At 39.3% G+C, this 20,779-nt stretch carries 23 protein-coding genes; 1 reads left to right on the forward strand and 22 read right to left on the reverse strand.

Annotation, left to right across the window (positions count from 1 at the left end; all coding sequences use genetic code 11):
• Window positions 1–25: 25 nt before the first annotated feature.
• The 5 genes from hslU to topA form a co-directional block, all read right to left on the reverse strand.
• Window positions 26–1,423 carry an ATP-dependent protease ATPase subunit HslU gene (gene hslU, locus MN204_RS03980; RefSeq protein WP_249869793.1) on the reverse strand — a complete coding sequence of 466 codons (1,398 nt, stop codon included), beginning with the start codon at window positions 1,421–1,423 and terminating at the stop codon, window positions 26–28.
• A 21-nt stretch (window positions 1,424–1,444) separates the two neighbouring features.
• Window positions 1,445–1,990, reverse strand: a complete 546-nt coding sequence (gene hslV, locus MN204_RS03985; RefSeq protein WP_249869794.1) for an ATP-dependent protease subunit HslV — start codon at window positions 1,988–1,990, stop codon at window positions 1,445–1,447.
• Between the two features lie 10 nt (window positions 1,991–2,000).
• Window positions 2,001–2,924: a tyrosine recombinase XerC gene (gene xerC, locus MN204_RS03990; RefSeq protein WP_249869795.1), complete on the reverse strand. Its 924-nt coding sequence runs from the start codon at window positions 2,922–2,924 to the stop codon at window positions 2,001–2,003.
• A 397-nt stretch (window positions 2,925–3,321) separates the two neighbouring features.
• A complete protein-coding gene (locus tag MN204_RS03995; RefSeq protein ID WP_249869796.1) occupies window positions 3,322–3,642 on the reverse strand; it encodes a hypothetical protein in 321 nt (106 codons plus the stop codon).
• Window positions 3,643–3,746: 104 nt separating this feature from the next.
• Complete coding sequence (topA, locus tag MN204_RS04000) at window positions 3,747–5,825, reverse strand: type I DNA topoisomerase (RefSeq protein WP_249869797.1); 2,079 nt, start codon at window positions 5,823–5,825, stop codon at window positions 3,747–3,749.
• A gap of 634 nt (window positions 5,826–6,459) precedes the next feature.
• Between topA and MN204_RS21235 the strand changes: the two genes are divergently transcribed.
• Window positions 6,460–6,591 (forward strand): hypothetical protein, encoded by a 132-nt coding sequence (locus MN204_RS21235; RefSeq protein WP_306798582.1) that lies wholly within the window; start codon window positions 6,460–6,462, stop codon window positions 6,589–6,591.
• Between the two features lie 111 nt (window positions 6,592–6,702).
• On the opposite strand, the gene dprA is transcribed toward MN204_RS21235, so the two are convergent.
• The 17 genes from dprA to ftsY form a co-directional block, all read right to left on the reverse strand.
• Window positions 6,703–7,377, reverse strand: a complete 675-nt coding sequence (dprA, locus tag MN204_RS04005) for a DNA-processing protein DprA (RefSeq protein ID WP_249869798.1) — start codon at window positions 7,375–7,377, stop codon at window positions 6,703–6,705.
• Between the two features lie 295 nt (window positions 7,378–7,672).
• Entirely contained in the window at window positions 7,673–8,575 is a 903-nt protein-coding gene (gene sucD / locus MN204_RS04010; RefSeq protein WP_249869799.1) for a succinate--CoA ligase subunit alpha, read from the reverse strand.
• Between the two features lie 44 nt (window positions 8,576–8,619).
• Window positions 8,620–9,780: an ADP-forming succinate--CoA ligase subunit beta gene (gene sucC, locus MN204_RS04015; RefSeq protein ID WP_249869800.1), complete on the reverse strand. Its 1,161-nt coding sequence runs from the start codon at window positions 9,778–9,780 to the stop codon at window positions 8,620–8,622.
• 109 nt (window positions 9,781–9,889) lie between these two features.
• Window positions 9,890–10,165: an EscU/YscU/HrcU family type III secretion system export apparatus switch protein gene (locus MN204_RS04020; RefSeq protein ID WP_249869801.1), complete on the reverse strand. Its 276-nt coding sequence runs from the start codon at window positions 10,163–10,165 to the stop codon at window positions 9,890–9,892.
• Window positions 10,162–11,955 carry a TP0910 N-terminal domain-containing protein gene (locus MN204_RS04025; protein ID WP_249869802.1) on the reverse strand — a complete coding sequence of 598 codons (1,794 nt, stop codon included), beginning with the start codon at window positions 11,953–11,955 and terminating at the stop codon, window positions 10,162–10,164. Before MN204_RS04025 ends, MN204_RS04020 begins: the two co-directional genes overlap by 4 nt.
• 30 nt (window positions 11,956–11,985) lie before the next feature.
• Window positions 11,986–12,756 (reverse strand): ribonuclease HII, encoded by a 771-nt coding sequence (rnhB, locus tag MN204_RS04030; protein WP_249869803.1) that lies wholly within the window; start codon window positions 12,754–12,756, stop codon window positions 11,986–11,988.
• 86 nt (window positions 12,757–12,842) lie between these two features.
• Complete coding sequence (ylqF, locus tag MN204_RS04035) at window positions 12,843–13,694, reverse strand: ribosome biogenesis GTPase YlqF (protein ID WP_249869804.1); 852 nt, start codon at window positions 13,692–13,694, stop codon at window positions 12,843–12,845.
• Between the two features lie 6 nt (window positions 13,695–13,700).
• Window positions 13,701–14,270 carry a signal peptidase I gene (gene lepB / locus MN204_RS04040; RefSeq protein ID WP_249869805.1) on the reverse strand — a complete coding sequence of 190 codons (570 nt, stop codon included), beginning with the start codon at window positions 14,268–14,270 and terminating at the stop codon, window positions 13,701–13,703.
• A 420-nt stretch (window positions 14,271–14,690) separates the two neighbouring features.
• Window positions 14,691–15,035, reverse strand: a complete 345-nt coding sequence (gene rplS, locus MN204_RS04045) for a 50S ribosomal protein L19 (RefSeq protein WP_249869806.1) — start codon at window positions 15,033–15,035, stop codon at window positions 14,691–14,693.
• 161 nt (window positions 15,036–15,196) lie between these two features.
• Window positions 15,197–15,931, reverse strand: a complete 735-nt coding sequence (gene trmD, locus MN204_RS04050) for a tRNA (guanosine(37)-N1)-methyltransferase TrmD (RefSeq protein ID WP_249869807.1) — start codon at window positions 15,929–15,931, stop codon at window positions 15,197–15,199.
• Window positions 15,931–16,440, reverse strand: coding sequence for a ribosome maturation factor RimM (rimM, locus tag MN204_RS04055; RefSeq protein WP_249870230.1), 510 nt, complete (start codon window positions 16,438–16,440; stop codon window positions 15,931–15,933). Before rimM ends, trmD begins: the two co-directional genes overlap by 1 nt.
• A 14-nt stretch (window positions 16,441–16,454) precedes the next feature.
• Window positions 16,455–16,844 carry a YlqD family protein gene (locus MN204_RS04060; protein WP_249869808.1) on the reverse strand — a complete coding sequence of 130 codons (390 nt, stop codon included), beginning with the start codon at window positions 16,842–16,844 and terminating at the stop codon, window positions 16,455–16,457.
• Between the two features lie 235 nt (window positions 16,845–17,079).
• The gene (locus MN204_RS04065) at window positions 17,080–17,307 is read right to left on the reverse strand and encodes a KH domain-containing protein (RefSeq protein WP_249869809.1); all 228 of its coding nucleotides are present in this window, start codon (window positions 17,305–17,307) and stop codon (window positions 17,080–17,082) included.
• Window positions 17,308–17,320: 13 nt separating this feature from the next.
• Complete coding sequence (gene rpsP, locus MN204_RS04070; RefSeq protein WP_249869810.1) at window positions 17,321–17,593, reverse strand: 30S ribosomal protein S16; 273 nt, start codon at window positions 17,591–17,593, stop codon at window positions 17,321–17,323.
• Window positions 17,594–18,021: 428 nt separating this feature from the next.
• Window positions 18,022–19,368 (reverse strand): signal recognition particle protein, encoded by a 1,347-nt coding sequence (gene ffh / locus MN204_RS04075; protein ID WP_249869811.1) that lies wholly within the window; start codon window positions 19,366–19,368, stop codon window positions 18,022–18,024.
• A gap of 13 nt (window positions 19,369–19,381) precedes the next feature.
• A complete protein-coding gene (locus MN204_RS04080; RefSeq protein ID WP_249869812.1) occupies window positions 19,382–19,699 on the reverse strand; it encodes a putative DNA-binding protein in 318 nt (105 codons plus the stop codon).
• Between the two features lie 80 nt (window positions 19,700–19,779).
• Window positions 19,780–20,772, reverse strand: a complete 993-nt coding sequence (ftsY, locus tag MN204_RS04085; protein WP_249869813.1) for a signal recognition particle-docking protein FtsY — start codon at window positions 20,770–20,772, stop codon at window positions 19,780–19,782.
• Window positions 20,773–20,779 lie beyond the last annotated feature (7 nt).

The following is a 20,779-nucleotide window of genomic DNA, read 5'->3' on the forward strand; positions in this document are numbered from 1 at the left end:
GATGATCCTCCATTTCAATAATTAATTATAATATAAACTGACTCAAATCCTTATTTTGTACAATTGTGTTCAGTTTTTGGTCCACATAGTTTTTTGTGATGTCTATTTGATCCATCGTAATATCAGGGGCTTCAAATGATAAATCTTCCAGAAGTTTTTCCAGTATCGTGTGAAGTCTTCTGGCACCAATGTTATCCGTATCCTGATTAACTTGATAGGCAATTTCTGCCAGTCTCTCTATAGCTTCGTCTGTAAAAACAACATTTATACCTTCTGTTTTCAATAAAGCTTGATATTGCTTGATTAATGCATTGGATGGTTCGGTGAGGATTTGTTTAAAATCGTCCACCGACAGTTTCTCTAGTTCAACTCGAATCGGAAATCTGCCTTGAAGTTCCGGAATCAAATCAGATGGTTTTGCCATATGAAATGCGCCAGCCGCAATGAAAAGCATGTGATCCGTTTTGACAGGACCATGTTTTGTTACAACAGTGGACCCTTCCACAATTGGAAGAACGTCGCGTTGTACACCTTCTCTAGATACATTTGCAGTAGAATCCTGTTTTCCTGCAACCTTATCGATTTCGTCGATAAACAGTATACCTGTTTCCTCAGCCCGTCTGACTGCATCCTGAGCCACTTCATCCATATCAACAAGCTTCCCTGCTTCCTGCTGGGTTAGAACTTTTCTTGCTTCAGATACTGGAAGTCTTCTCTTTTTCTTTTTTGAAGGCATGAATTGACCGAGTGCATCTTGCATATTCATTCCCATCTGCTCCATACCCGATCCTTGCAACATGTCAAACATGGATGGTGGAATTTCTTCAATGTCAACGGTGACCATGTGATCTTCTAGCTCACCCAAGGCTAATTGATGTTCCACTCGTTGTCGCTTGGTTCTGATCTCGTCATCTTTTTCCTGTTCATTTGAAGATGACTCTATATTGGAAGACTGGTTTGGGAAAAGCATTTCAAAAGGATTCTTGACACCAGATTGTTTTTTTGCACCAGGTACCAACAGTTTCACAAGTTTTTTATTTGCTTCCTGTTCTGCCATTCCCATTACGTCTTTCATTTTCTCTTCTTTCACCATTCTGACAGACATCTCTACAAGGTCCCGAACCATCGATTCTACATCCCGGCCAACGTAACCGACCTCCGTAAACTTGGTCGCTTCCACTTTCACAAAAGGAGCTCCTACTAGTTTTGCGAGTCTTCTCGCAATTTCTGTTTTACCAACACCTGTAGGCCCAATCATTAAGATGTTTTTTGGAACAATTTCCTCTTTCATTGCGTCATCGAGTTGCATGCGTCTATACCGATTTCTTAATGCTACCGCTACAGATTTTTTTGCCTGCTGCTGCCCAATAATATATTTGTCCAATTGACCAACAATTTCCTTTGGAGTATAACTTATTCCCATCTTTAGGAAAAACCTCCTTCATTAATCAAGTACTTCTAATGTAATATGATCGTTTGTGTAAACACAAATTTCCCCGGCAACTTCCAAGGCTGTTTGGGCTATTTCTTTTGCCGTCAAATCCCCAGAATGTCTGACAAGGGCTCTTCCCGCACTTAGTGCATAGTTCCCACCAGATCCAATCGCCAAAATTCCATCATCCGGCTCAATTACTTCACCGGTACCTGAAACCAAGTACATATTTTCCCTATTCATGACGATCAGCATTGCTTCCAATTTTCGAAGCACTTTATCGGATCGCCATTCCTTGGCAAGCTCTACAGAAGCTCTCGTTAAGTTTCCATTAAATGCCTGCAGTTTACCTTCAAATTTCTCAAATAATGTAAAGGCATCTGCCACAGAGCCTGCGAATCCCGCCAATACTTTTCCGTTATACAATTTTCGGACCTTCTTTGCTTTATGTTTCATCACAACCGCATTGCCAAGCGTGACCTGGCCGTCTCCACTCATTGCACATTGTCCATTGTGCTGAATTGCAAAGATAGTAGTTGCGTGCATTTCATTCGTCATTCATTTCACCTCACAAATCCAGGTTTTTACCATTTGCCCTTGGATGACTTTTCATATATACATCCCGCAGATGATCTTTTGTTACATGCGTGTATATCTGTGTTGAGGATAAACTTTCATGACCCAGCAATTCCTGCACCGTACGAAGATCAGCACCTTCATTTAACATATGTGTTGCAAACGTATGTCGCAATTTATGTGGATGTACATGAACGGTTAAAGCAGCTCTTTCAACTATTTTATTTAGGATCGTACGTATGCCCCTTGTTGTGAGCGGTTTGCCACGAGCATTCAAAAAAACCGATTCAGAAGAGGTGTCCGCTTTTTCCAGTAACTTCACCCTTCCATCATGTATGTATGTCTCCAAAGCAATTTCCGCAAATCGGCCAAACGGGACGTAACGCTCTTTACGACCCTTACCCTTCACAAATATAGTACCGATAGAAAAATCTACATCCCGAAGCGACAGCCCTTGACACTCACTGACCCTGATCCCTGTACCATACAACAATTCAAGTATCGCCTGATCACGCTGACCGAGTGGTTTGGTCATATCATTTACTTCAAACAGTTTTTCCAATTCTTCCTTATACAGAAAACCAGGTACTGTCTTGCTTGCCTTAGGTAAATATATGTTAACGAACGGGTTGTCGTTGACCATTTCTTCACGTTCCAGAAATCTGTAAAAACTTCTTAAAGAAGAAATCTTCCTTGAAACAGATCTTCTGCCAAGCTGCTTATCGTATAAATTAGTAAGAAAGATCCTAATGTCTCGTTGTCCTACTTCATTCAAGTCACGAATCCCTTCCCGATCGAGAAACTCAAAAAAAATTTCCAGATCATTCCGATAATACTTCACGGTGTAAGGGGATGCGTTTTTTTCAATCTGTAAGTACTCTACAAATGCTTCACTATACTTCACAAAATTACCCAATATTTCACCTCGACGAACAGCGGATAAATCATAGCACATTCCAAAAGAGAAAGCAATAAATTTAACTAAATTGTACCAAAATTCAGAATCGTAATCAAACTTATTATATCATAACAAAATAAATTGTCATGATATATGATGCTATGACCCATCATACTAGTAAAAACCTATAAGTGGATGTTCAAAAAGTCACCAAATGATAAGTGCCTGAAACTCTTTGTTGGCCAAGACCAATTTTCTAATAGCTTCCCTGAATTCACACTATCAAGTAATTTGACTTACCAAAGCGTAATTATATCGATTTGAATAAGGTTAGTCAATAAACTAATAGTAAAGTTTTTGTAAAAATGGAATACAATGAAATTTTTGTGAACACTCTAATATCTTTATAGCCAAATTACGAATCAATTATTCCCAATTTCTTTATTTTTTCTTTCGTCTCATCTGTTCCAAGCATATAGATCATTTTATAAACGTTCATTAACATACCTTCGTAAGTATCTCTTTCTTCTTCAACCTTCGCTTCATCAAAAGGCCTAACATGAATATCTTCGATTGCGTTTTTAGATTCATTCTCCATCTTATGGAATAGCTGCTCTATTTGTAATAAATCATTATCATCCGCAATAATCTCATATTCCACCTGATTGTCCTGTATGGAGATTTCCCTTATATCTTTCGTGTCTACTGCTACAAAGTAATGTTTTTTAGCTGTCATTTAAATTGCCTCCTTTGTTTAGTAGGCATTTCCCTTCTGACAGACAATTGAAACTATCTAATAGGAATGGATTCAAAAGGAAAAGCTGTCCATTTAATGAACAGCTAACTTTGTGCTACTTCTTTGTATTCGCAACTTGTGCATTGAACCTGTGTCTCTTTTTTGGCTTTCTTTTCAACAAGTAGAGAATCGCATTTCGGACAAGGTCTGGCGATCGGCTTATCCCAGGATACAAAGTCACATTCCGGGAATTGGTCACAGCCATAGAATGTTCTACGCTTCTTGGACTTCCTTTCTACTACATTCCCTTCCTTGCATTTTGGACACTTAACTCCAATTTCTTTTAAAATTGGTTTTGTATTTCTACATTCGGGAAAGTTGGAACACGCTAGAAACTTACCATATCTTCCCATTTTATAAACCATTTCATTCCCACAGTTTTCACAATCAATTCCAGCAGGTTCATCTTTAATTTCGATTTTTTCCATCTCTTTTTCCGCTCTATCGAGTCGCTTACTGAAGTCTCCGTAGAATTCATCAATAATTTTCATCCATTCTATTTTGCCTTCTTCGATGGAGTCCAAGTCATTTTCCATTTTTGCTGTAAAATCTGCATCGATGATTTCAGGGAAAAATTCTTCTACCAATTCACAAACGATTGTACCAAGTTCTGTAGGGACAAACCGCTTATTATCCATCGAAACATAACCCCTGCGCTGGATGGTATCCAATGTTGGTGCATATGTTGAAGGTCGACCTATACCGAGTTCTTCCATCGCTCGTACTAGCCTGGCGTCTGTATAGCGTGGAGGTGGCTGGGTGAAATGCTGATTTGGTTTAATTTCTTTTGATTCAACAGTCATTCCTTCCGACAAATCCGGTAGTAATTTATCTTCTATCTTTTTATTGTCATCTGTTCCTTCAATATATACCCGCATAAAACCTTTGAATTTAATCTTTGAACCTGTGGCACGAAATTCTACATCATTGTTGAGCAGATGTACAGTCATTGTATCCATGACCGCTGGAGACATTTGACTCGCAACAAAGCGTTCCCAAATTAATTTATACAGTCGTAATTGGTCACGTGATAGGATGTCCTTTAACACCTTAGGATCTCTTAGAGTTGATGTCGGCCGTATTGCTTCGTGGGCATCCTGTGCACCTTCTTTGTTTTTTACAGCTTTTGAAGTGCCAAGAAATTGTTCCCCATAGTTTTCTACAATATAGGATTTAGCCTCTTGCTTAGCTGTATCCGAAATACGGGTTGAATCTGTACGCATATACGTAATAAGCCCGGTTATTCCTCCAGCCTTTCTGCCTAAGTCAATTCCTTCGTATAGTTGCTGGGCAATCATCATCGTTTTTTTCGCTCGAAAGTTTAGCTTTCTTGCTGCTTCCTGCTGCAGGGAAGATGTTATAAAAGGCTGAGCAGGATTTCTTTTGCGTTCCCGTTTATTTACTTTGTCTATTGTGAACTTATTTCCGTCTAATTTTGCTTTTATTTCATTAACATCTTTTTCTGTTTTCAGTTCCTTCTTTTTACCATCGACTCCATAAAAAGAGCCATCAAAAACTTCCGTATCTTTTTGAAAAAGAGCATCCATGGACCAGTATTCTTCAGGCTCAAATTTTTCAATCTCTTTTTCTCTGTCCAGAATCATTTTAAGAGCAACAGACTGAACCCGCCCTGCACTTAATCCTTTTTTAACTTTTTTCCAAAGTAATGGACTGATATTATACCCTACAAGCCTGTCCAGGATTCTCCTGGCCTGTTGCGCATCCACAAGATCGAGGTCAATTGCTCTTGGATTTTTAAATGATTCTTGTATTGCATCCTTGGTTATTTCATTGAATACAACGCGGCAATTCGAGTTTTCATCGACATCAAGTATATGAGCCAAGTGCCAAGCTATTGCCTCCCCTTCTCTGTCGGGGTCAGCTGCGAGATAAATCTTTTTCGCTTTTTTCGCTGACTTTCTCAATTCTTTAAGTACATCACCTTTACCACGAATGGTAATATACTTTGGTTTATAGTTATCATCGACGTCTACACCCATTTGACTTTTAGGTAAGTCCCGAATGTGACCCATTGATGCTTTTACCGTATATTTTTTTCCTAAATAGCGTTCAATCGTTTTTGCTTTCGCAGGCGATTCAACGATTACCAGATAATCTGACATGATAGTGCCTCCTAGAGTGAGGTTTAACAATTTACGATTGGAAATCTTTCCTAATACTAAGTTTATAATTTAAATTTGTCAAACTTACTTTCATTTTTGTTGTTGTTTACTTAACTTTCGCACCAATAAAATAAGTGGAACCATTTTACTGGGTTAAACTTAGAATACCATTAATAATTATCTTGCTAAGCTTTGAAAAATTAAGGCTGGTTTTCGTAATTATTGTTGCTTTATAAGCCTAGCATTTTCTGTGAATTGCGAAATAACTTCCATCTATGTTAGACTCTGACCTGGTAATGGAAATAAGTTACTTCGGCAACCGCAGCCCGTATACACTTCGCGCACCTTAGGGCGGCTGGTGAGCCCCTTCATGCTAACGCATTTTAGTGTCTCACCTATGCCTCTCTTCCCGCAGGAGTCTACGTGTATACGGGCTGCTGGTATGGATTTTTCAATAATAGAATTCTTAGCAAAAATAACTTTTGGGTCGATTATTAGTGCACCAAACATTTTTATAACAAGTAACAAAGAATTCCTCAACCGGACTGGTGAGCTGTATGATGCTATTTTACGTAGCAATCTTCTAACCAGCTCTGGGAAATACACGGAGACTTCTGCGGGAGCAGAGGCATCGGTGAGACAGCGTAGCGCTTTAGCGCAAGATGGCTCACCAGCCGCCCGCGAAAAGCGCAGTGTATTTCCCAGAGCGGTCGCCGAAGATGATTATCTTACGTCGCATTTTATATCAAATGCGATGATAGCCTAACCGTTAATCAAAAGTCAACTTATTTTGCAGTGTATCTTCAAGGCTCCTAATTCCATTGAGATTTATTTGTCAATCTCACTAGCGAAAGTTGAGCTGATAAATTAATGAAAGTTAATTTCGTACCGACTTGCCAATTCCTAGCCATTCTTCGATTATATCCCCTGCTTCATGGACCAGTTTCGCACCATCCTGGATCATTCGGTGACATCCTTTAGTCTGAGGTTGGAGTGGGGACCCAGGAACAGCGAATACCTCTCGCCCTTGGTCAAGTGCCTGGTCAACAGTAATCAGGGTTCCACTCCGTTCTGTAGCCTCGATGACCAGTGTACCAAAACTTAATCCACTGATTATCCGATTTCTTTCAGGAAAATGATACCTGGCAGGGCGCACGTCTGGAGGATATTCCGATAGCACCAAACCTTGTTTAACGATTTGTTTGAAAAGATTTATATTGTTCTTCGGATAAATATGATAAAAACCACCACCAAGTACAGCTATTGTTTTGCCATTGGAGTTTAGGGCAATTTGATGTGCGATGCTATCAATTCCCTTCGCCATGCCGCTGACAATGAGCCAATTATCTTTTATAAGTGGTTTCACAATCAGTTCCGTCTTTTGTCCTGCATCCCGGGAAGGATTTCTTGTACCAATAACACTTAATGCAGGAGAATCAGACAGCAATGAAGTATCTCCAAGCGCATAAATAACCAGTGGAGCATCTTTAATTGTATTTAACATAGGTGGATAACTTTCGTCAACTATTGTGATGATTTTAAATCTTTCCATATCTCGAAGTACCTTCTGTCTTAAAGCTAGATTATGAAGATCTGAAAAGAAAAATGCGGTATTTTTTCCTTGTAGGGAGTATTGTCTGATAATTTCTGCTTGAGGAAGGTTGTAGATTTCATGAAGCGCAGGATCAAACTGTAGGAGATTTCGAATAAAGTTTCGGGTTATACCACGACATTGATGCAAATGGACTAATTTTGTTCGTACTGTTTCCAACCAAACATCTACCCTTTCATAAATAAATTTGGAACCTGGGATTATATTCACCAGGCTCCAGTTTAGGTATTGACAATTAATGTGTTTTACATTTTTCATCCAAACCGTTTTCTTTGAGTACTTTAATCATTGTCTCTCCCATTACTGCAGGAGTTTCGGCTACTTTAATTCCGCATGATTCCAACACTCGGATTTTTTCATCAGCTGTTCCTTTGCCCCCGGAGATGATTGCGCCAGCATGTCCCATACGCTTTCCAGGAGGTGCAGTTGCTCCGCCAATAAAGCCAACAACTGGTTTTTTCATATTGGCTTTTACCCATTCAGCTGCTTCTTCCTCAGCAGTACCACCAATTTCACCAATCATGATAACTGCTTCCGTTTCAGGATCTTCATTGAATGCACTTAAAACATCAATAAAGTTTGTACCGTTGACAGGGTCTCCCCCAATTCCAACTGCAGATGTCTGGCCATAACCTGCTTCTGTTAATTGGTGAACCGCTTCATACGTTAACGTTCCAGATCTTGATACAACACCAATATGCCCTTTTTTGTGGATATATCCAGGCATAATCCCTATTTTAGTCTCATCAGCTGTAATGACACCAGGACAGTTCGGTCCAATCAGACGCGTTTTCTTACCTTCCATATAACGTTTCACTTTAACCATATCCAATACAGGAATATGTTCAGTAATACAAATGACAAGATCCAATCCTGCATCTGTTGCTTCAATAATTGCATCTGCTGCAAATGGTGCAGGTACATATATTACAGATACTGTCGCATCCGTAGCATCCACAGCATCTTTAACGGTATTGAATACTGGAACTCCTTCTACTTCCGATCCAGCCTTTTTAGGAGTTACTCCACCAACGATTTTTGTGCCGTACTCAAGCATCTGTTTCGTATGGAATTTAGCTGTCCCACCTGTAATTCCCTGGACAATTACTTTTGTATCTTTATTTACATAAACACCCATTTTTGTCCGTCCTTTCTATATTAAAGATATGGTTTTTCATAAAATTAGCCGACTAAGGAAACGATTTTCTGTGCACCATCAGCCATTGAACTTGCTGAAGTAATATTCAATCCTGATTCATTCAGAATTTGTTTACCTTTTTCTACATTCGTACCTTCCAAACGTACAACAAGCGGAATTTCCAATCCTACTTGTTTTGTTGCCTCGACAACACCATCAGCAATTACGTCACATTTCATGATTCCACCAAAAATATTAACAAAAATACCCTTAACATTCGGATCGGACAAGATGATTTTGAATGCTTCTGTTACTTTTTCAGCTGTCGCACTGCCCCCAACATCAAGGAAGTTTGCCGGATCGCCGCCATAATGGTTAATAATATCCATTGTGGACATCGCAAGGCCTGCACCATTTACCATACATCCAATATTTCCATCTAAAGATACATAGCTTAAGTCATATTTGGATGCTTCGATTTCTTTTTCATCTTCCTCTTCTAGATCACGAAGTTCGATAATATCTTTTTGGCGATACAGTGCATTATCATCAAAGTTTAATTTTGCATCCAATGCCAGAACCTGACCATCACCTGTAGTTACAAGTGGGTTAATTTCCGCGATGGAACAATCTTTCTCAACGAATGCGTTATATAAAGCAGTCATAAATTGAACAGCTTGTCCTATTAATTCATCAGGAATATTAATATTAAATGCTAATCTTCTAGCTTGGAAGGGTAATAGACCGACAACCGGATCAATAACCTCTTTAAAGATTTTCTCAGGCGTAGCTTCTGCTACTTCTTCAATCTCTGTTCCGCCTTCTTCAGATGCCATGAATACAACACGTGACGTAGCACGGTCAAGAACGACACCTACATAATATTCTTTCTTGATGTCACAGCCTTCTTCGATAAGTAAACGTTTAACTTCTTTACCTTCTGGACCTGTCTGGTGCGTCACCAGGGTTTTCCCAAGAATTTCATCCGCATATGTACGAACTTCTTCTAGATTCTTAGCAACTTTTACTCCTCCAGCTTTCCCACGGCCACCAGCATGAATCTGAGCCTTGACAACGGTTACAGATGTGCCAAGCTTTTCTGCAGCCTGAACAGCTTCATCAACTGTATAAGCTACATAGCCGTTAGGAACCTTTACACCAAATTGGCGTAAAACTTCTTTACCTTGATACTCGTGAATGTTCATATTCCATCCTCCTATCAAATTAAATGCAACTCTATTGTATTAAAAAAATTAATAATTAACAAGATTTAGCGAAAGTTATTCACCTTTGATAGTTTTTGGCTTGAAACAATCACTCTTTCAGCTTCATCTCTTTATCAGATTGATAGACAAACGCAAACACTTCTGCTACAGCCTGATATAATTCATCTGGTATCGTTTCGTTTATGTTAAGCTCTGCCAGCAGTTCAATGAGTGATGGGTCCTTAAGGATTGGCACGTCATTTTCTTTGGCTGTCTTGAGTATTTCATCAGCCACAAGACCCTTGCCTGTTGCGGTAATCTTTGGTGCGAAATCCTTTTCTAAATCATAACGAAGTGCAGCGGCCTTTTTCCGTTTTTCTGTCATACGCGATAATCAACTCCTTGATAGGAAGTAGACTGGTAAGATTTCACATGTGCATGTTGACTTGCAGCAATTTGTTCATGCAAAGGTTTAAAATGAATGGATGACAGATGATAATCTAAAGCTTTCAATCCTTGTATTAGTACAGGTTGAACCGCTCGTGTTTTTTCTTTAAGATTTGGCAGATCATTGAAAATCGTTATGGAGACGGATCGCTTCTGAATATTCATATCAATGACAGTTTGTTTAAGATATTCCAAGTTCAAGTAAAACATAATCCGGCAATAATCGGGGTCTATTTTTCCATCGGCTGTTTTCCTACTTTCAAATTCAAGTTCCAAATCTTTATTGAGTCCAATTTTCTCTGCTGGTATTTGGAGGGAAGCGTGAATAAAACTTCCAGATTCATTGACAGAATTCAGCTGCATACCATTAATGAAATGTAAAAGCTGTCCCGCCTTTTCCTGTATGGCTCCATCACCTTGTTTCATCAGTTGAATCAGCATCGATTTTATCGTCTGATTTTCTTCCAATGTCCTGTTCGCAATTTGATTTTCATACGATAAACCAGTATGTTTCAGAACATGATCAACCTGCTTTAAAAATTGTTCCTTTGGTGAAGTGTTTGACATGAATAATTTGTCCGAATAATTAGATGCGAGGGCCGTATCCAGTTGCGTATATGTTTGCCTATTGCTGAGTGTATCAAGCATGCGCATCACCTGTTTTAATTGGCTAGTATTATTTGAAAGCAACTTCATAAATTGACCTTGCTCATGTAAGAGAAACGGAACGATTCTTTGTATCAATTGCTTTTTAAAATCAGTAAATTCTCCCTGTTCTAATACAGAACCAGAAGCAATTGCCTGCCTTATTCTATCTCCCCATGTATACATCACTTCCTGGGATTGTGTAAGTAACGCTTGTCGATGAACATTAAAATTTTCCATAAGTTGAAAAACGGTATGGTGATTTAACTGGAATGGCATTTTAATGTCCTTACTTAAAGGTGTTGATACTGTGTTTTGTGCTAAAAGGGGCTGCAGTTGTTTCCATTCGGATTTCCATGTTATAAAATCAATACGGTTGTCTATTAACCCCATTGCTTTCAACACATGGAACAGCTCCTGTTTGCCGGTATGATTCGTTGTTATGATTTGTTTGATGAATGCTGTCTTTTCATTATGAGGAGTTCCTATCATTTGTTCCAGTCTTAATGTAAGCTCTGTATTTATGGATCGAGCTTTCAACTGCTCAAGCATTTCCGACATTTGAACGGATAGGCTACCATTGTTATTCGCATGCAATGCCTGGAACACATTATCCGTTATAGGCAACTTGCGTGCAATCATTTCTGTTAACGTTTGTGCTGGCTGCTCTTTATTTTTGAACCTATCCAGAATCTGCATTGCTTTTCTCAATTGTACGCTATCAAAAGGAATATTCTCATGAACAATCTTTTGAACAAAAGCCATATTGTGCTTCGTTGTTTTTATTCCAAGCTGGATCATAAGGTTAGCGACAGCGGTTCCAGATTGAGCTTTTAATTCCTCGCCAAGAACTTTCAGATGAATCATCTCTTCTGATGATTGCACTTGAAAATGATACTTGCCTTCGATAGAGAGAGAGGCCTCCAGCTGAGCTACTAACGTTTGACCACCTAATAGAATTTGAGCTTTATTTTCGGGATAGATCTTCAAAATTTTGCCTTGAATAATTTGGCCTGGCCTCAAGGTTTGCTGTGCTTGGAAAATTTTCGTCATTCTATCTCCGGTCATTTTTTGTATACTCAACTTCTTGTACCCCCTCTTTCACATAATTTGTTAAACCTGTACTTCCCTTACTGGCGCAAAGGATTTTCTATGATATGGTGATGCTCCGACTTCCTGCAGCTTTTCCATATGATGTTTCGTGCCATACCCCATATTCGAAGCGAAATCATAATCCGGAAATTCCTTATGTAAAGCTTTCATGATGTTATCACGGGTTACTTTTGCAAGAATGCTTGCAGCTGCGATAGAGATGCTTCTGGCATCGCCTTTGATAATAGATTCGGATGTACATGGTAATTGCTTTAGATGGACTGCATCAATGAGCAAATGATCTGGAACTGGTATTAATTTATCAAATGCTTCACGCATTGCAAGTTTGGTTGCTTCAAAAATATTGATTTCATCTATTTTTTTATTGTCGATAATTGATATCCCATAACTAACGGATTTCTCCTTGATAATGGCACAAAATCTATCTCTCGTTTGTTCATTCAATTGCTTGGAGTCATTTAACCCAAGTAGCCTAAAGTCTTCCGGGAGAATGACAGCAGCAGCGACTACGGGGCCAGCAAGCGGGCCTCTTCCAGCTTCATCAATTCCTGCAATATATTTGCATTCCTTTGAATAGGCAATTCGCTCATACTCTGTCATCCTAAAAAAGTTTTCTTCAAGCAATTTTTCTTTCATCATTTGCTTTTCGTAACGCTTCAATAATGATTGGACTCCCTTCCGTTCATCCATTTTTAGTTGTGAAATTACTTCCTCGCTTAATTCCCCGTCCTTTATTAATTTCTTAATGACTGCAATCGATTGTTTCTCCATAAGATCCACCATACTCTCTTTCTTATATCGGACTATATTTACTATAATAGAAGGAAAAAATAAAACACACATCCATGGATGCATGTTTATTTTACCCCCGGTGTTTCCAGTGTTACCTTTCCCAATTTCCCTGTTCGTAAATCACGTATAAAGATATCGGATACTTTATCAAAGTTTACATGACCCCCACTTTCCAGTGCACCTCTTTGCTTTCCAATTGCATTGAATATTTCAAGCATATCATCCATTGTCCGGTCGATATTATATCGTTCTTCCAACTGATCCGGATAATATTCTCTCATATAATTAATGACAAATGCAGTTATGTCCTGCAACGAAAGAAGCTGATCTTTAATGGTGCCTATTGCTGCCAGACGGTAACCGACTGTTTCATCTTCAAATTTTGGCCATAAGATTCCAGGAGTATCAAGAAGCTCGAAATCCTTTTTGACTTTAATCCAAAGTTGCTGCTTCGTTATTCCGGGACGGTCACCGGTTTTTGCTGCTTTTCTATTCGCCAGACGGTTAATGAGTGTCGATTTCCCAACATTTGGTATACCTACAATCATCGCCCTGGCAGCCCTCGGTTGGATCCCTTTTTTCAACAGTTTCTCCATTTTTACCTGGCCCAGTTCTTTTGCCATTTGAATAACTCGATTAATATCGGACTTGTTATTAACATCTACGGCTATAGCAGGAATTTCCATTTCTTTAAAGTGATTAATCCATTTGTCTGTTTCACGAGTATCAGCTAAATCCTTTTTCATAAGGACGATCATTTTGGATTTATTTTGCATTACTTGTTGTAGCATTGGATTTTGCGAGGATAGAGGGGCTCTGGAATCCACTAATTCCATAACAAAATCAACTAGTTTTAATTTTTCTTCCACTTGACGTCTGGCCTTCGCCATATGTCCAGGAAACCATTGAATCGTCATAATACATTAATCCTCCTTTCCAACAATTTGTATACGGTCAAACGGCCAATAAATCAATCTCGTTTTCCCTACAATCTCATCAATTGGAATCACACCCAGCATTCGGCTGTCGGTCGAATTCCCTCTATTATCTCCTAGAACAAACACATGACCCTCAGGAATTTGCTCATGTCCCCCGGGAAGCTCCTCAAGTGTAAAATCATTTGTCAGTGTCTGATAGGACTTTATTTGATCCTTTTGTTCATTCAGAAATGGCTCTTCTATTTCTTCCCCATCAATATACAACACATTATCTTCCATTGCTACATGTTCACCAGGAAGACCAATAATTCGTTTAATAAAATCCTTTTGAGCGGAAGCATGAAAAACAACGATTTCGAATCTTTCTGGTTCCTGGAAATGATATGCAAACTTGTTTACAATCATTTGGTCTCGATCATGAAGCGTCGGCAACATGGATGGTCCGTCTACCACGATTGGTGCAAAAAGGAACATTCGGACTACGAATGCCAATCCAAATGCAAGAAGCAGTGCTTTAATCCAGTCAAACCATTCATTTTTCTTCTTTTTTGCCATGTATTCCCCTCCGAGCCAACTCTATATGTTATTTTATTGTAAGCCAGAACCTTACATTCATACAACTCAAATAAAAAGGTGTGATAAAAATAAAAGGATATTTTGAGTAACCACTATGCCAATTTTCCATATAACCAAGAACAAAAGCTCCAGCGCCCGGTTAGGGACGAACGGACTGGACTGAGCCGTAGGAGATAAAGGAAACACGGCGACTGAAGGGAGCCGATGTTGACTTATCGTACGGAGGTGAGGGAAGTCTCGCTAGTCCCTGGGCGATGGAGCTGGACGTGGCTGTTTCGGTAACTAAGTTATCCACATCATTAAAATTTTATAGTCTCCTAAGCAACCAAATAAAAAGGAGCTTGTGCAATTTTTTTGCCAAGCTCCTTTCCAATGCGTTTATTATTCAGCCCTAAAGAATTATCGACGTTCTTTAATACGAGCTGCTTTTCCGCGTAGTTTACGAAGATAGTATAGTTTCGCACGACGTACAATACCACGACGAGAAACTTCGATTTTATCGATTCTTGGTGAATGTACTGGGAAAGTACGTTCAACACCCACACCGTAAGAAATTTTTCTTACTGTAAATGTTTCACTGATTCCACCGTTTTGGCGTTTGATGACAACACCTTCGAATAACTGGATACGTTCGCGAGTTCCCTCTACTACTTTAACGTGAACTTTTAGCGTATCACCAGGACGAAAATCGGGAAGATCTGTACGAAGCTGATCTTTTGTGATGTCTGCAATAAGTTGTTGCATTTTACTTCACTCCTTCCAAACCAATGTTCATTATTCTACTTGTGAACAGCGGAACATCGTTTATATGTACTTAAACGTACTTAAGCACAATAATTAATATATCATATTGAAATTAATAGTTCAACTCTATTTCCTCAAGAAAAAGGAAGTTTTCATCATTTTTATTCACTTTCTTTTATTCTTTCTAAGATTTCCTGTTCTTCTTTGCTCAGTGAGTAATTATTCAGAAGATCCCTGCGTCGCCTGTAAGTACGTTTTAATGATTCTTCTTTGCGCCAACCTCTGATTTTCGCATGGTCGCCTGACATAAGAATATCAGGTACTTTCATGCCGCGGAAATCAGCAGGTCTTGTGTAATGCGGATGTTCCAGTAAGCCTGTAGAAAAAGAATCTTCCGGTGCAGATTCTTTATTACCAAGTACTTCAGGAAGCAAACGAACAACACTGTCGACCACGACCATAGCCCCCAGTTCTCCACCGGTGAGCACATAATCACCAATAGAGATCTCATCTGTAACAAGATGCTCTCTTATTCTTTCGTCATAACCTTCATAATGGCCACAGATAAAAATAAGGTGGTCTTCATTTGCCAGTTGTTCTGCTTTTTGCTGTGTGAACGTTTCACCCTGAGGACACATCAGGATTACGCGGGGGTTCGCCTGCCTTTTCTTTTTCACAGCTGACACGGCGTCAAAAACTGGTTGTGGCGTAAGCACCATTCCTGCTCCACCACCATATGGATAATCATCTACCTTCATATGTTTATTCTCTGTAAAGTCTCGGAAATTAATGAGATCATAACTGAATTTGTCTCTTTCGATTGCTTTATTTAAGATGGAGGAATGAAATACACCAGAGAACATTTCTGGAAAAAGAGTCAGTATATCAATATGCATCAGTCCAGCAACCCTTCCATCGGCTCGATGACCACTCTTTTTTCATCAATATTTATTTCTGTAACTACACCATCAATATAAGGAATAAGCAGGTCTTTACCCGTCTCCTGCTTAATTACCCACACATCATTCGCTCCAGGTGATAAGATCTCTGTAATCTTCCCGAGTTTCCGATCATCATTGGTGTAAACTTCACAGCCAATGATTTCATGGTAATAATATTCATCTTCTGCAAGGTCCGTCAACTGATCTTCATGTATTTTCAATTTACAGCCCTTAAACGATTCCACTTGATTTATGTTCTCGTAGCCTTCGAATTGAATGAGGTCAAAGCCTTTATGCATTCGATGACCCGAAATGGTCAGCTTAATCGGCTGTTCATCTTTCATGACATAGACGATTTCTCCTGGATTAAAGCGCTCTTCGAAGTCACTTATTCGCAATACTTTAACTTCTCCTTTAATTCCGTGTGTATTCACTATCTTTCCTACATTGAACATTTTTCCAATCACAATATCACCTACTATTTCTCAATTCTTATAATAATATCATCTTTAATGACGATTGCCTGTTCTTCCATAATGTCGTTCCAGTTTGAGCCTACTTCCACTTCAACAAGAGCTTCAACTTCAGATTCAATAATTTCACTCCCAATTTCAAGTGTTTCCAATTGGTCTATTTTAAAGTCAATGAGCTTGATTTTCTCCTTGCGATTATTAATTTCCTGTTGGAAACGCTGTTCAACTTCCTGCTTGGAGACACCTGGCTTATTTTGCATTTTCCTTTTTTCAAATAGGAGTTGTTGACACTCTTGTTCAAGCCGCAATTTATGATTATAGAAATTGCTGTATATTTTTTCTTTACTTTTTTCGGTAACTATTTGCTTGATCAGAACCTTTTTAATGATATTCACTGGATCTCCTCGCTCCCGTTAGAAAACTTGGTTGTCACCAAGCTTTTCGGTGACAGCTTTCGTTGCACTTATGTAAGGCTTGGTAAGTTTATACTTGCTAAGCCTTGCCAAAATCTTTTTATAATGCCATTCAACGGCTACTGACCTGATAGAGAGATTGAACTTTCTGCTGCTCAACAGTATAAAATGTGTAAAAGGGAAAGAAGAACCCTCTTGAAGGGGGTCCGCTTTCCCTTTACATTATATCCAAATAAATACGTTTACTACCTTCTATTTTAGCTGCATAGACAACCGTACGAATCGCTTTTGCAATCCGTCCATTTTTTCCTATTACTTTTCCAACATCCTCTGGATTGACTGTAAGATGGTAAACAATCTTAGCATCTTCTTCTGTTTCCGTTACAACGATGTCTTCCGGGTAATCAACTAACGAGGCAACAATCGATTCTATTAGGGCTTTCATGATATCACACTACTTATTTAGTATTTTTTTGATCGTGGAATTTTTTCATGATGCCTTCATTTGAGAAAAGATTACGAACTGTATCACTTGGTTTTGCACCTTTTGTCATCCAATCAAGTGCTTTTTCTTCATCTATTTTAACTTCAACTGGATTAACTACTGGATTGTATGTTCCAATTTGTTCAATAGAACGTCCATCACGAGGAGAACGTGAATCAGCTACAACGATACGATAAAATGGGTTTCTTTTAGATCCCATACGTTTCAAACGGATTTTTACTGCCATTATTTGCACCTCCAATAAAATGTTTTTCACAAGTTTAAATTCTATCAGAAAAAGATAGGTCTGTAAAGTGTTTTTACATTACAATGATATTTTTGTTAAAAATTGACTGATTAATATGCAAAAAAAGCTGACATTTGGGGCTAAATTCGCCATTGGCAAAGACCTTCGTTTCTGATTCGACTAGCTGGGGCTACTAGAAACTCCCGGCATAAGCAGTGGGCATTTCGTACAGGACAGTTCACCTGTACTACAGTCCCCTTGCTTATGCGTGCGTTTCTAAACAGTCGCCTCCGCTTTTGATTCGGCTAGCTAGGGCTACTAGAAACTCCCGGCATAAGCAGTGGGCATTTCGTACAGGACAGTTCACCTGTACTACAGTCCCCCTTGCTTATGCGTACGTTTCTAAACAGTCGCCTCCGCTTTTGATATTACATAAATGGGAATTTCATATTGCCTTTGCCTTTTTTTCCTTTTTGCATGCTGGACATTTGTTTCATCATTTTTTTCATTTCACTAAATTGTTTAATTAAACGGTTCACCTGGGCAACGGATGTTCCTGAACCTTTTGCAATTCGCTTTCTGCGGCTGCCGTTTATGATGCTTGGATCGTGTCTTTCTTTTTTCGTCATTGATTGGATAATCGCTTCAACATGTGATAGCTGCTTGTCGTCCAATTGTGCATTTTTGAGGCCTTTCATTTTGCTTGCACCTGGAATCATGGCCATCAGATCATCAAGTGGACCCATTTTTTTAACCTGGCCCATCTGTTCAAGAAAATCATCGAAAGTAAACGACATCGTACGCATCTTTTCTTCGAGTTCTTTGACCTGCTTTTCATCTACATTTGTTTGTGCTTTTTCAATTAACGACAGGACATCACCCATACCAAGAATTCTTGATGCCATTCGTTCAGGATGGAATGCCTCCAGCTGATCAAGCTTTTCTCCCATACCGGCAAATTTAATAGGCTTATCCGTAACAGCCTTGATGGAAAGCGCCGCTCCTCCACGTGTATCACCATCGAGTTTTGTAAGGACTACACCGGTGATATCAAGTTGCTCATTGAAACTTTCCGCAACATTTACCGCGTCTTGACCAGTCATTGAATCTACCACGAGGAATATTTCATCGGGTTTTACTGCCGTTTTTATATGCTGCAGTTCTTCCATAAGATCTGTATCTACGTGCAAACGACCAGCCGTATCGATAATGACATAATCATGATGTTCTTCTTTTGCCTTTTCGATAGCTTTTGATGCAATATCAACCGGATTCGCTTCTGTACCCATTGAGAAAACAGGCATCTCTAGCTGTTCACCAAGCGTCTCAAGTTGTTTGATTGCAGCAGGTCGGTAAATATCACATGCTACCAATAATGGTTTGCGATTATGTTTTTTTCGAAGCAGGTTTGCCAGCTTGCCGGAAGTAGTCGTTTTACCTGCACCTTGAAGACCTACCATCATGATGACAGTAGGGGTACGATCTGCAACAGCAATCTTGCTTTGTTCGCCCCCCATTAATGAGGTAAGCTCTTCCTTAACAACTTTAATAACCTGCTGTCCAGGTGTTAAGCTTTCCATAACTTCTTGGCCTACAGCGCGCTCCTTAATACGTGCAATAAGGTCTTTAACCACTTTAAAGTTAACGTCGGCTTCCAATAGGGCCAATCGAACTTCACGGGTCATCTCTTTTACGTCTTGTTCAGAAACCTTCCCTTTACCTGTAATTTTTTTGATTGTACTTTGTAAACGGTCGGCCAGTCCTTCAAATGCCATAGAAGGTGTCCCCCTAATCCAATTCTTTTAGTTTTTTAATCATTTCGAGCAACGGCTCATCTGTAATTACTTTCTCCATTTGTCGAATGAGAGCTGCTCTTTGTTCGAACTTACTATATAGGTGCAATTTCTTTTCATAGGTTTCAAGCATTGCTTCGGTACGTTTGATATTATCATACACAGCTTGCCTTGACACATGAAATAACTCGGATATTTCTCCAAGGGAATAGTCTTCCAGATAGTACATTTCCATATAGTTCTGCTGTTTGGGTGTTAGTAATTCTTGATAAAAATCGAATAGATAGTTAACGCGCGTTGTCTTTTCCAGCAAGTTCCACACCCCTTGTTAAGTGAATTACCTTTACAATATCATAGGCAGAGACCTTTACAATTGTCAAGGAATTACAAATTCTAATCTTCTATTGCAATGTCTGCAAAAAGCCCGTACACAAAAGCATTTGCATCAAATTCCTGCAAATCTCCCACCTGTTCACCGAGCCCTACATATTTCACAGGGATGTTTAGTTCATTGCGGATTGCTAGCACAATGCCGCCCTTTGCTGTTCCGTCCAGCTTCGTCAGTACAATTCCTGTAACATCTGTGCTTTCAGAAAATGTTTTAGCCTGGCTGAGTGCATTTTGTCCGGTCGTTGCATCAAGGACAAGCAATACTTCATGCGGCGCACCTGGAATTTCCCTTTCAATCACACGTTTTACCTTTGAAAGTTCATTCATTAAGTTTACCTTATTCTGCAGTCTCCCCGCTGTATCACAAATTAGCACATCTGCATTACGGGATTTCGCTGCCTGAATGCCATCGAAAATCACTGCGGCCGGATCACTTCCTGCACTTTGTTTAATAACCGCAACATCTGCACGTTCTCCCCAGATTTCAAGTTGTTCTATAGCTCCTGCTCGGAAGGTGTCACCTGCGGCCAATACTACATTTTTACCTTGCTGTTTTAATTGATGTGCCAGTTTTCCGATACTGGTAGTTTTTCCTACCCCATTCACCCCGACGACAAGTATAACGGAAAGTCCATCATTCTGCAGATTCAACTTTTCACTATCCTCGTTGGCATCTCCATAATAAATTTCCACCAGCTTTTCGGATATGACATCTTTGATACCGTTCGTATCTTTAATATTTTGTCTCTTTACTTCCATTCTGAGTTCTTCCACCAAATCCATAACGGTTGTTACACCTACATCTGCTGTAATAAGAACCTCTTCCAATTCTTCGAAGAAATCCTCATCGACTTTACGGTATCTGGCAATCAGATCATTCAACTTCCCTGAAAAGGAATTACGGGTTTTCTTCATACCTTCTTGATATTTTTGGGATACTTCTTCTGTTTTTTCGTTTTGTTTAAATTTATTCTTTAATTTATCCATGAAACCCATTCTTGTG

This window comes from Oceanobacillus saliphilus (assembly GCF_023522835.1).
GTDB lineage: Bacteria > Bacillota > Bacilli > Bacillales > Amphibacillaceae > Oceanobacillus > Oceanobacillus saliphilus.

Excerpts from the sequence above, each read along its gene's own strand:
- hslU (WP_249869793.1), bottom strand. The coding sequence starts at position 1,423 with ATGGGAATAAGTTATACTCCAAAGGAAATTGTTGGTCAATTGGACAAA.
- hslV (WP_249869794.1), bottom strand. The coding sequence starts at position 1,990 with ATGACGAATGAAATGCACGCAACTACTATCTTTGCAATTCAGCACAAT.
- MN204_RS03995 (WP_249869796.1), bottom strand. The coding sequence starts at position 3,642 with ATGACAGCTAAAAAACATTACTTTGTAGCAGTAGACACGAAAGATATA.
- topA (WP_249869797.1), bottom strand. The coding sequence starts at position 5,825 with ATGTCAGATTATCTGGTAATCGTTGAATCGCCTGCGAAAGCAAAAACG.
- dprA (WP_249869798.1), bottom strand. The coding sequence starts at position 7,377 with ATGGAAAGATTTAAAATCATCACAATAGTTGACGAAAGTTATCCACCT.
- sucD (WP_249869799.1), bottom strand. The coding sequence starts at position 8,575 with ATGGGTGTTTATGTAAATAAAGATACAAAAGTAATTGTCCAGGGAATT.
- sucC (WP_249869800.1), bottom strand. The coding sequence starts at position 9,780 with ATGAACATTCACGAGTATCAAGGTAAAGAAGTTTTACGCCAATTTGGT.
- MN204_RS04020 (WP_249869801.1), bottom strand. The coding sequence starts at position 10,165 with ATGACAGAAAAACGGAAAAAGGCCGCTGCACTTCGTTATGATTTAGAA.
- rnhB (WP_249869803.1), bottom strand. The coding sequence starts at position 12,756 with ATGGAGAAACAATCGATTGCAGTCATTAAGAAATTAATAAAGGACGGG.
- ylqF (WP_249869804.1), bottom strand. The coding sequence starts at position 13,694 with ATGACGATTCAATGGTTTCCTGGACATATGGCGAAGGCCAGACGTCAA.
- lepB (WP_249869805.1), bottom strand. The coding sequence starts at position 14,270 with ATGGCAAAAAAGAAGAAAAATGAATGGTTTGACTGGATTAAAGCACTG.
- rplS (WP_249869806.1), bottom strand. The coding sequence starts at position 15,035 with ATGCAACAACTTATTGCAGACATCACAAAAGATCAGCTTCGTACAGAT.
- trmD (WP_249869807.1), bottom strand. The coding sequence starts at position 15,931 with ATGCATATTGATATACTGACTCTTTTTCCAGAAATGTTCTCTGGTGTA.
- MN204_RS04065 (WP_249869809.1), bottom strand. The coding sequence starts at position 17,307 with ATGAAAGCCCTAATAGAATCGATTGTTGCCTCGTTAGTTGATTACCCG.
- rpsP (WP_249869810.1), bottom strand. The coding sequence starts at position 17,593 with ATGGCAGTAAAAATCCGTTTGAAACGTATGGGATCTAAAAGAAACCCA.
- ffh (WP_249869811.1), bottom strand. The coding sequence starts at position 19,368 with ATGGCATTTGAAGGACTGGCCGACCGTTTACAAAGTACAATCAAAAAA.
- ftsY (WP_249869813.1), bottom strand. The coding sequence starts at position 20,772 with ATGGGTTTCATGGATAAATTAAAGAATAAATTTAAACAAAACGAAAAA.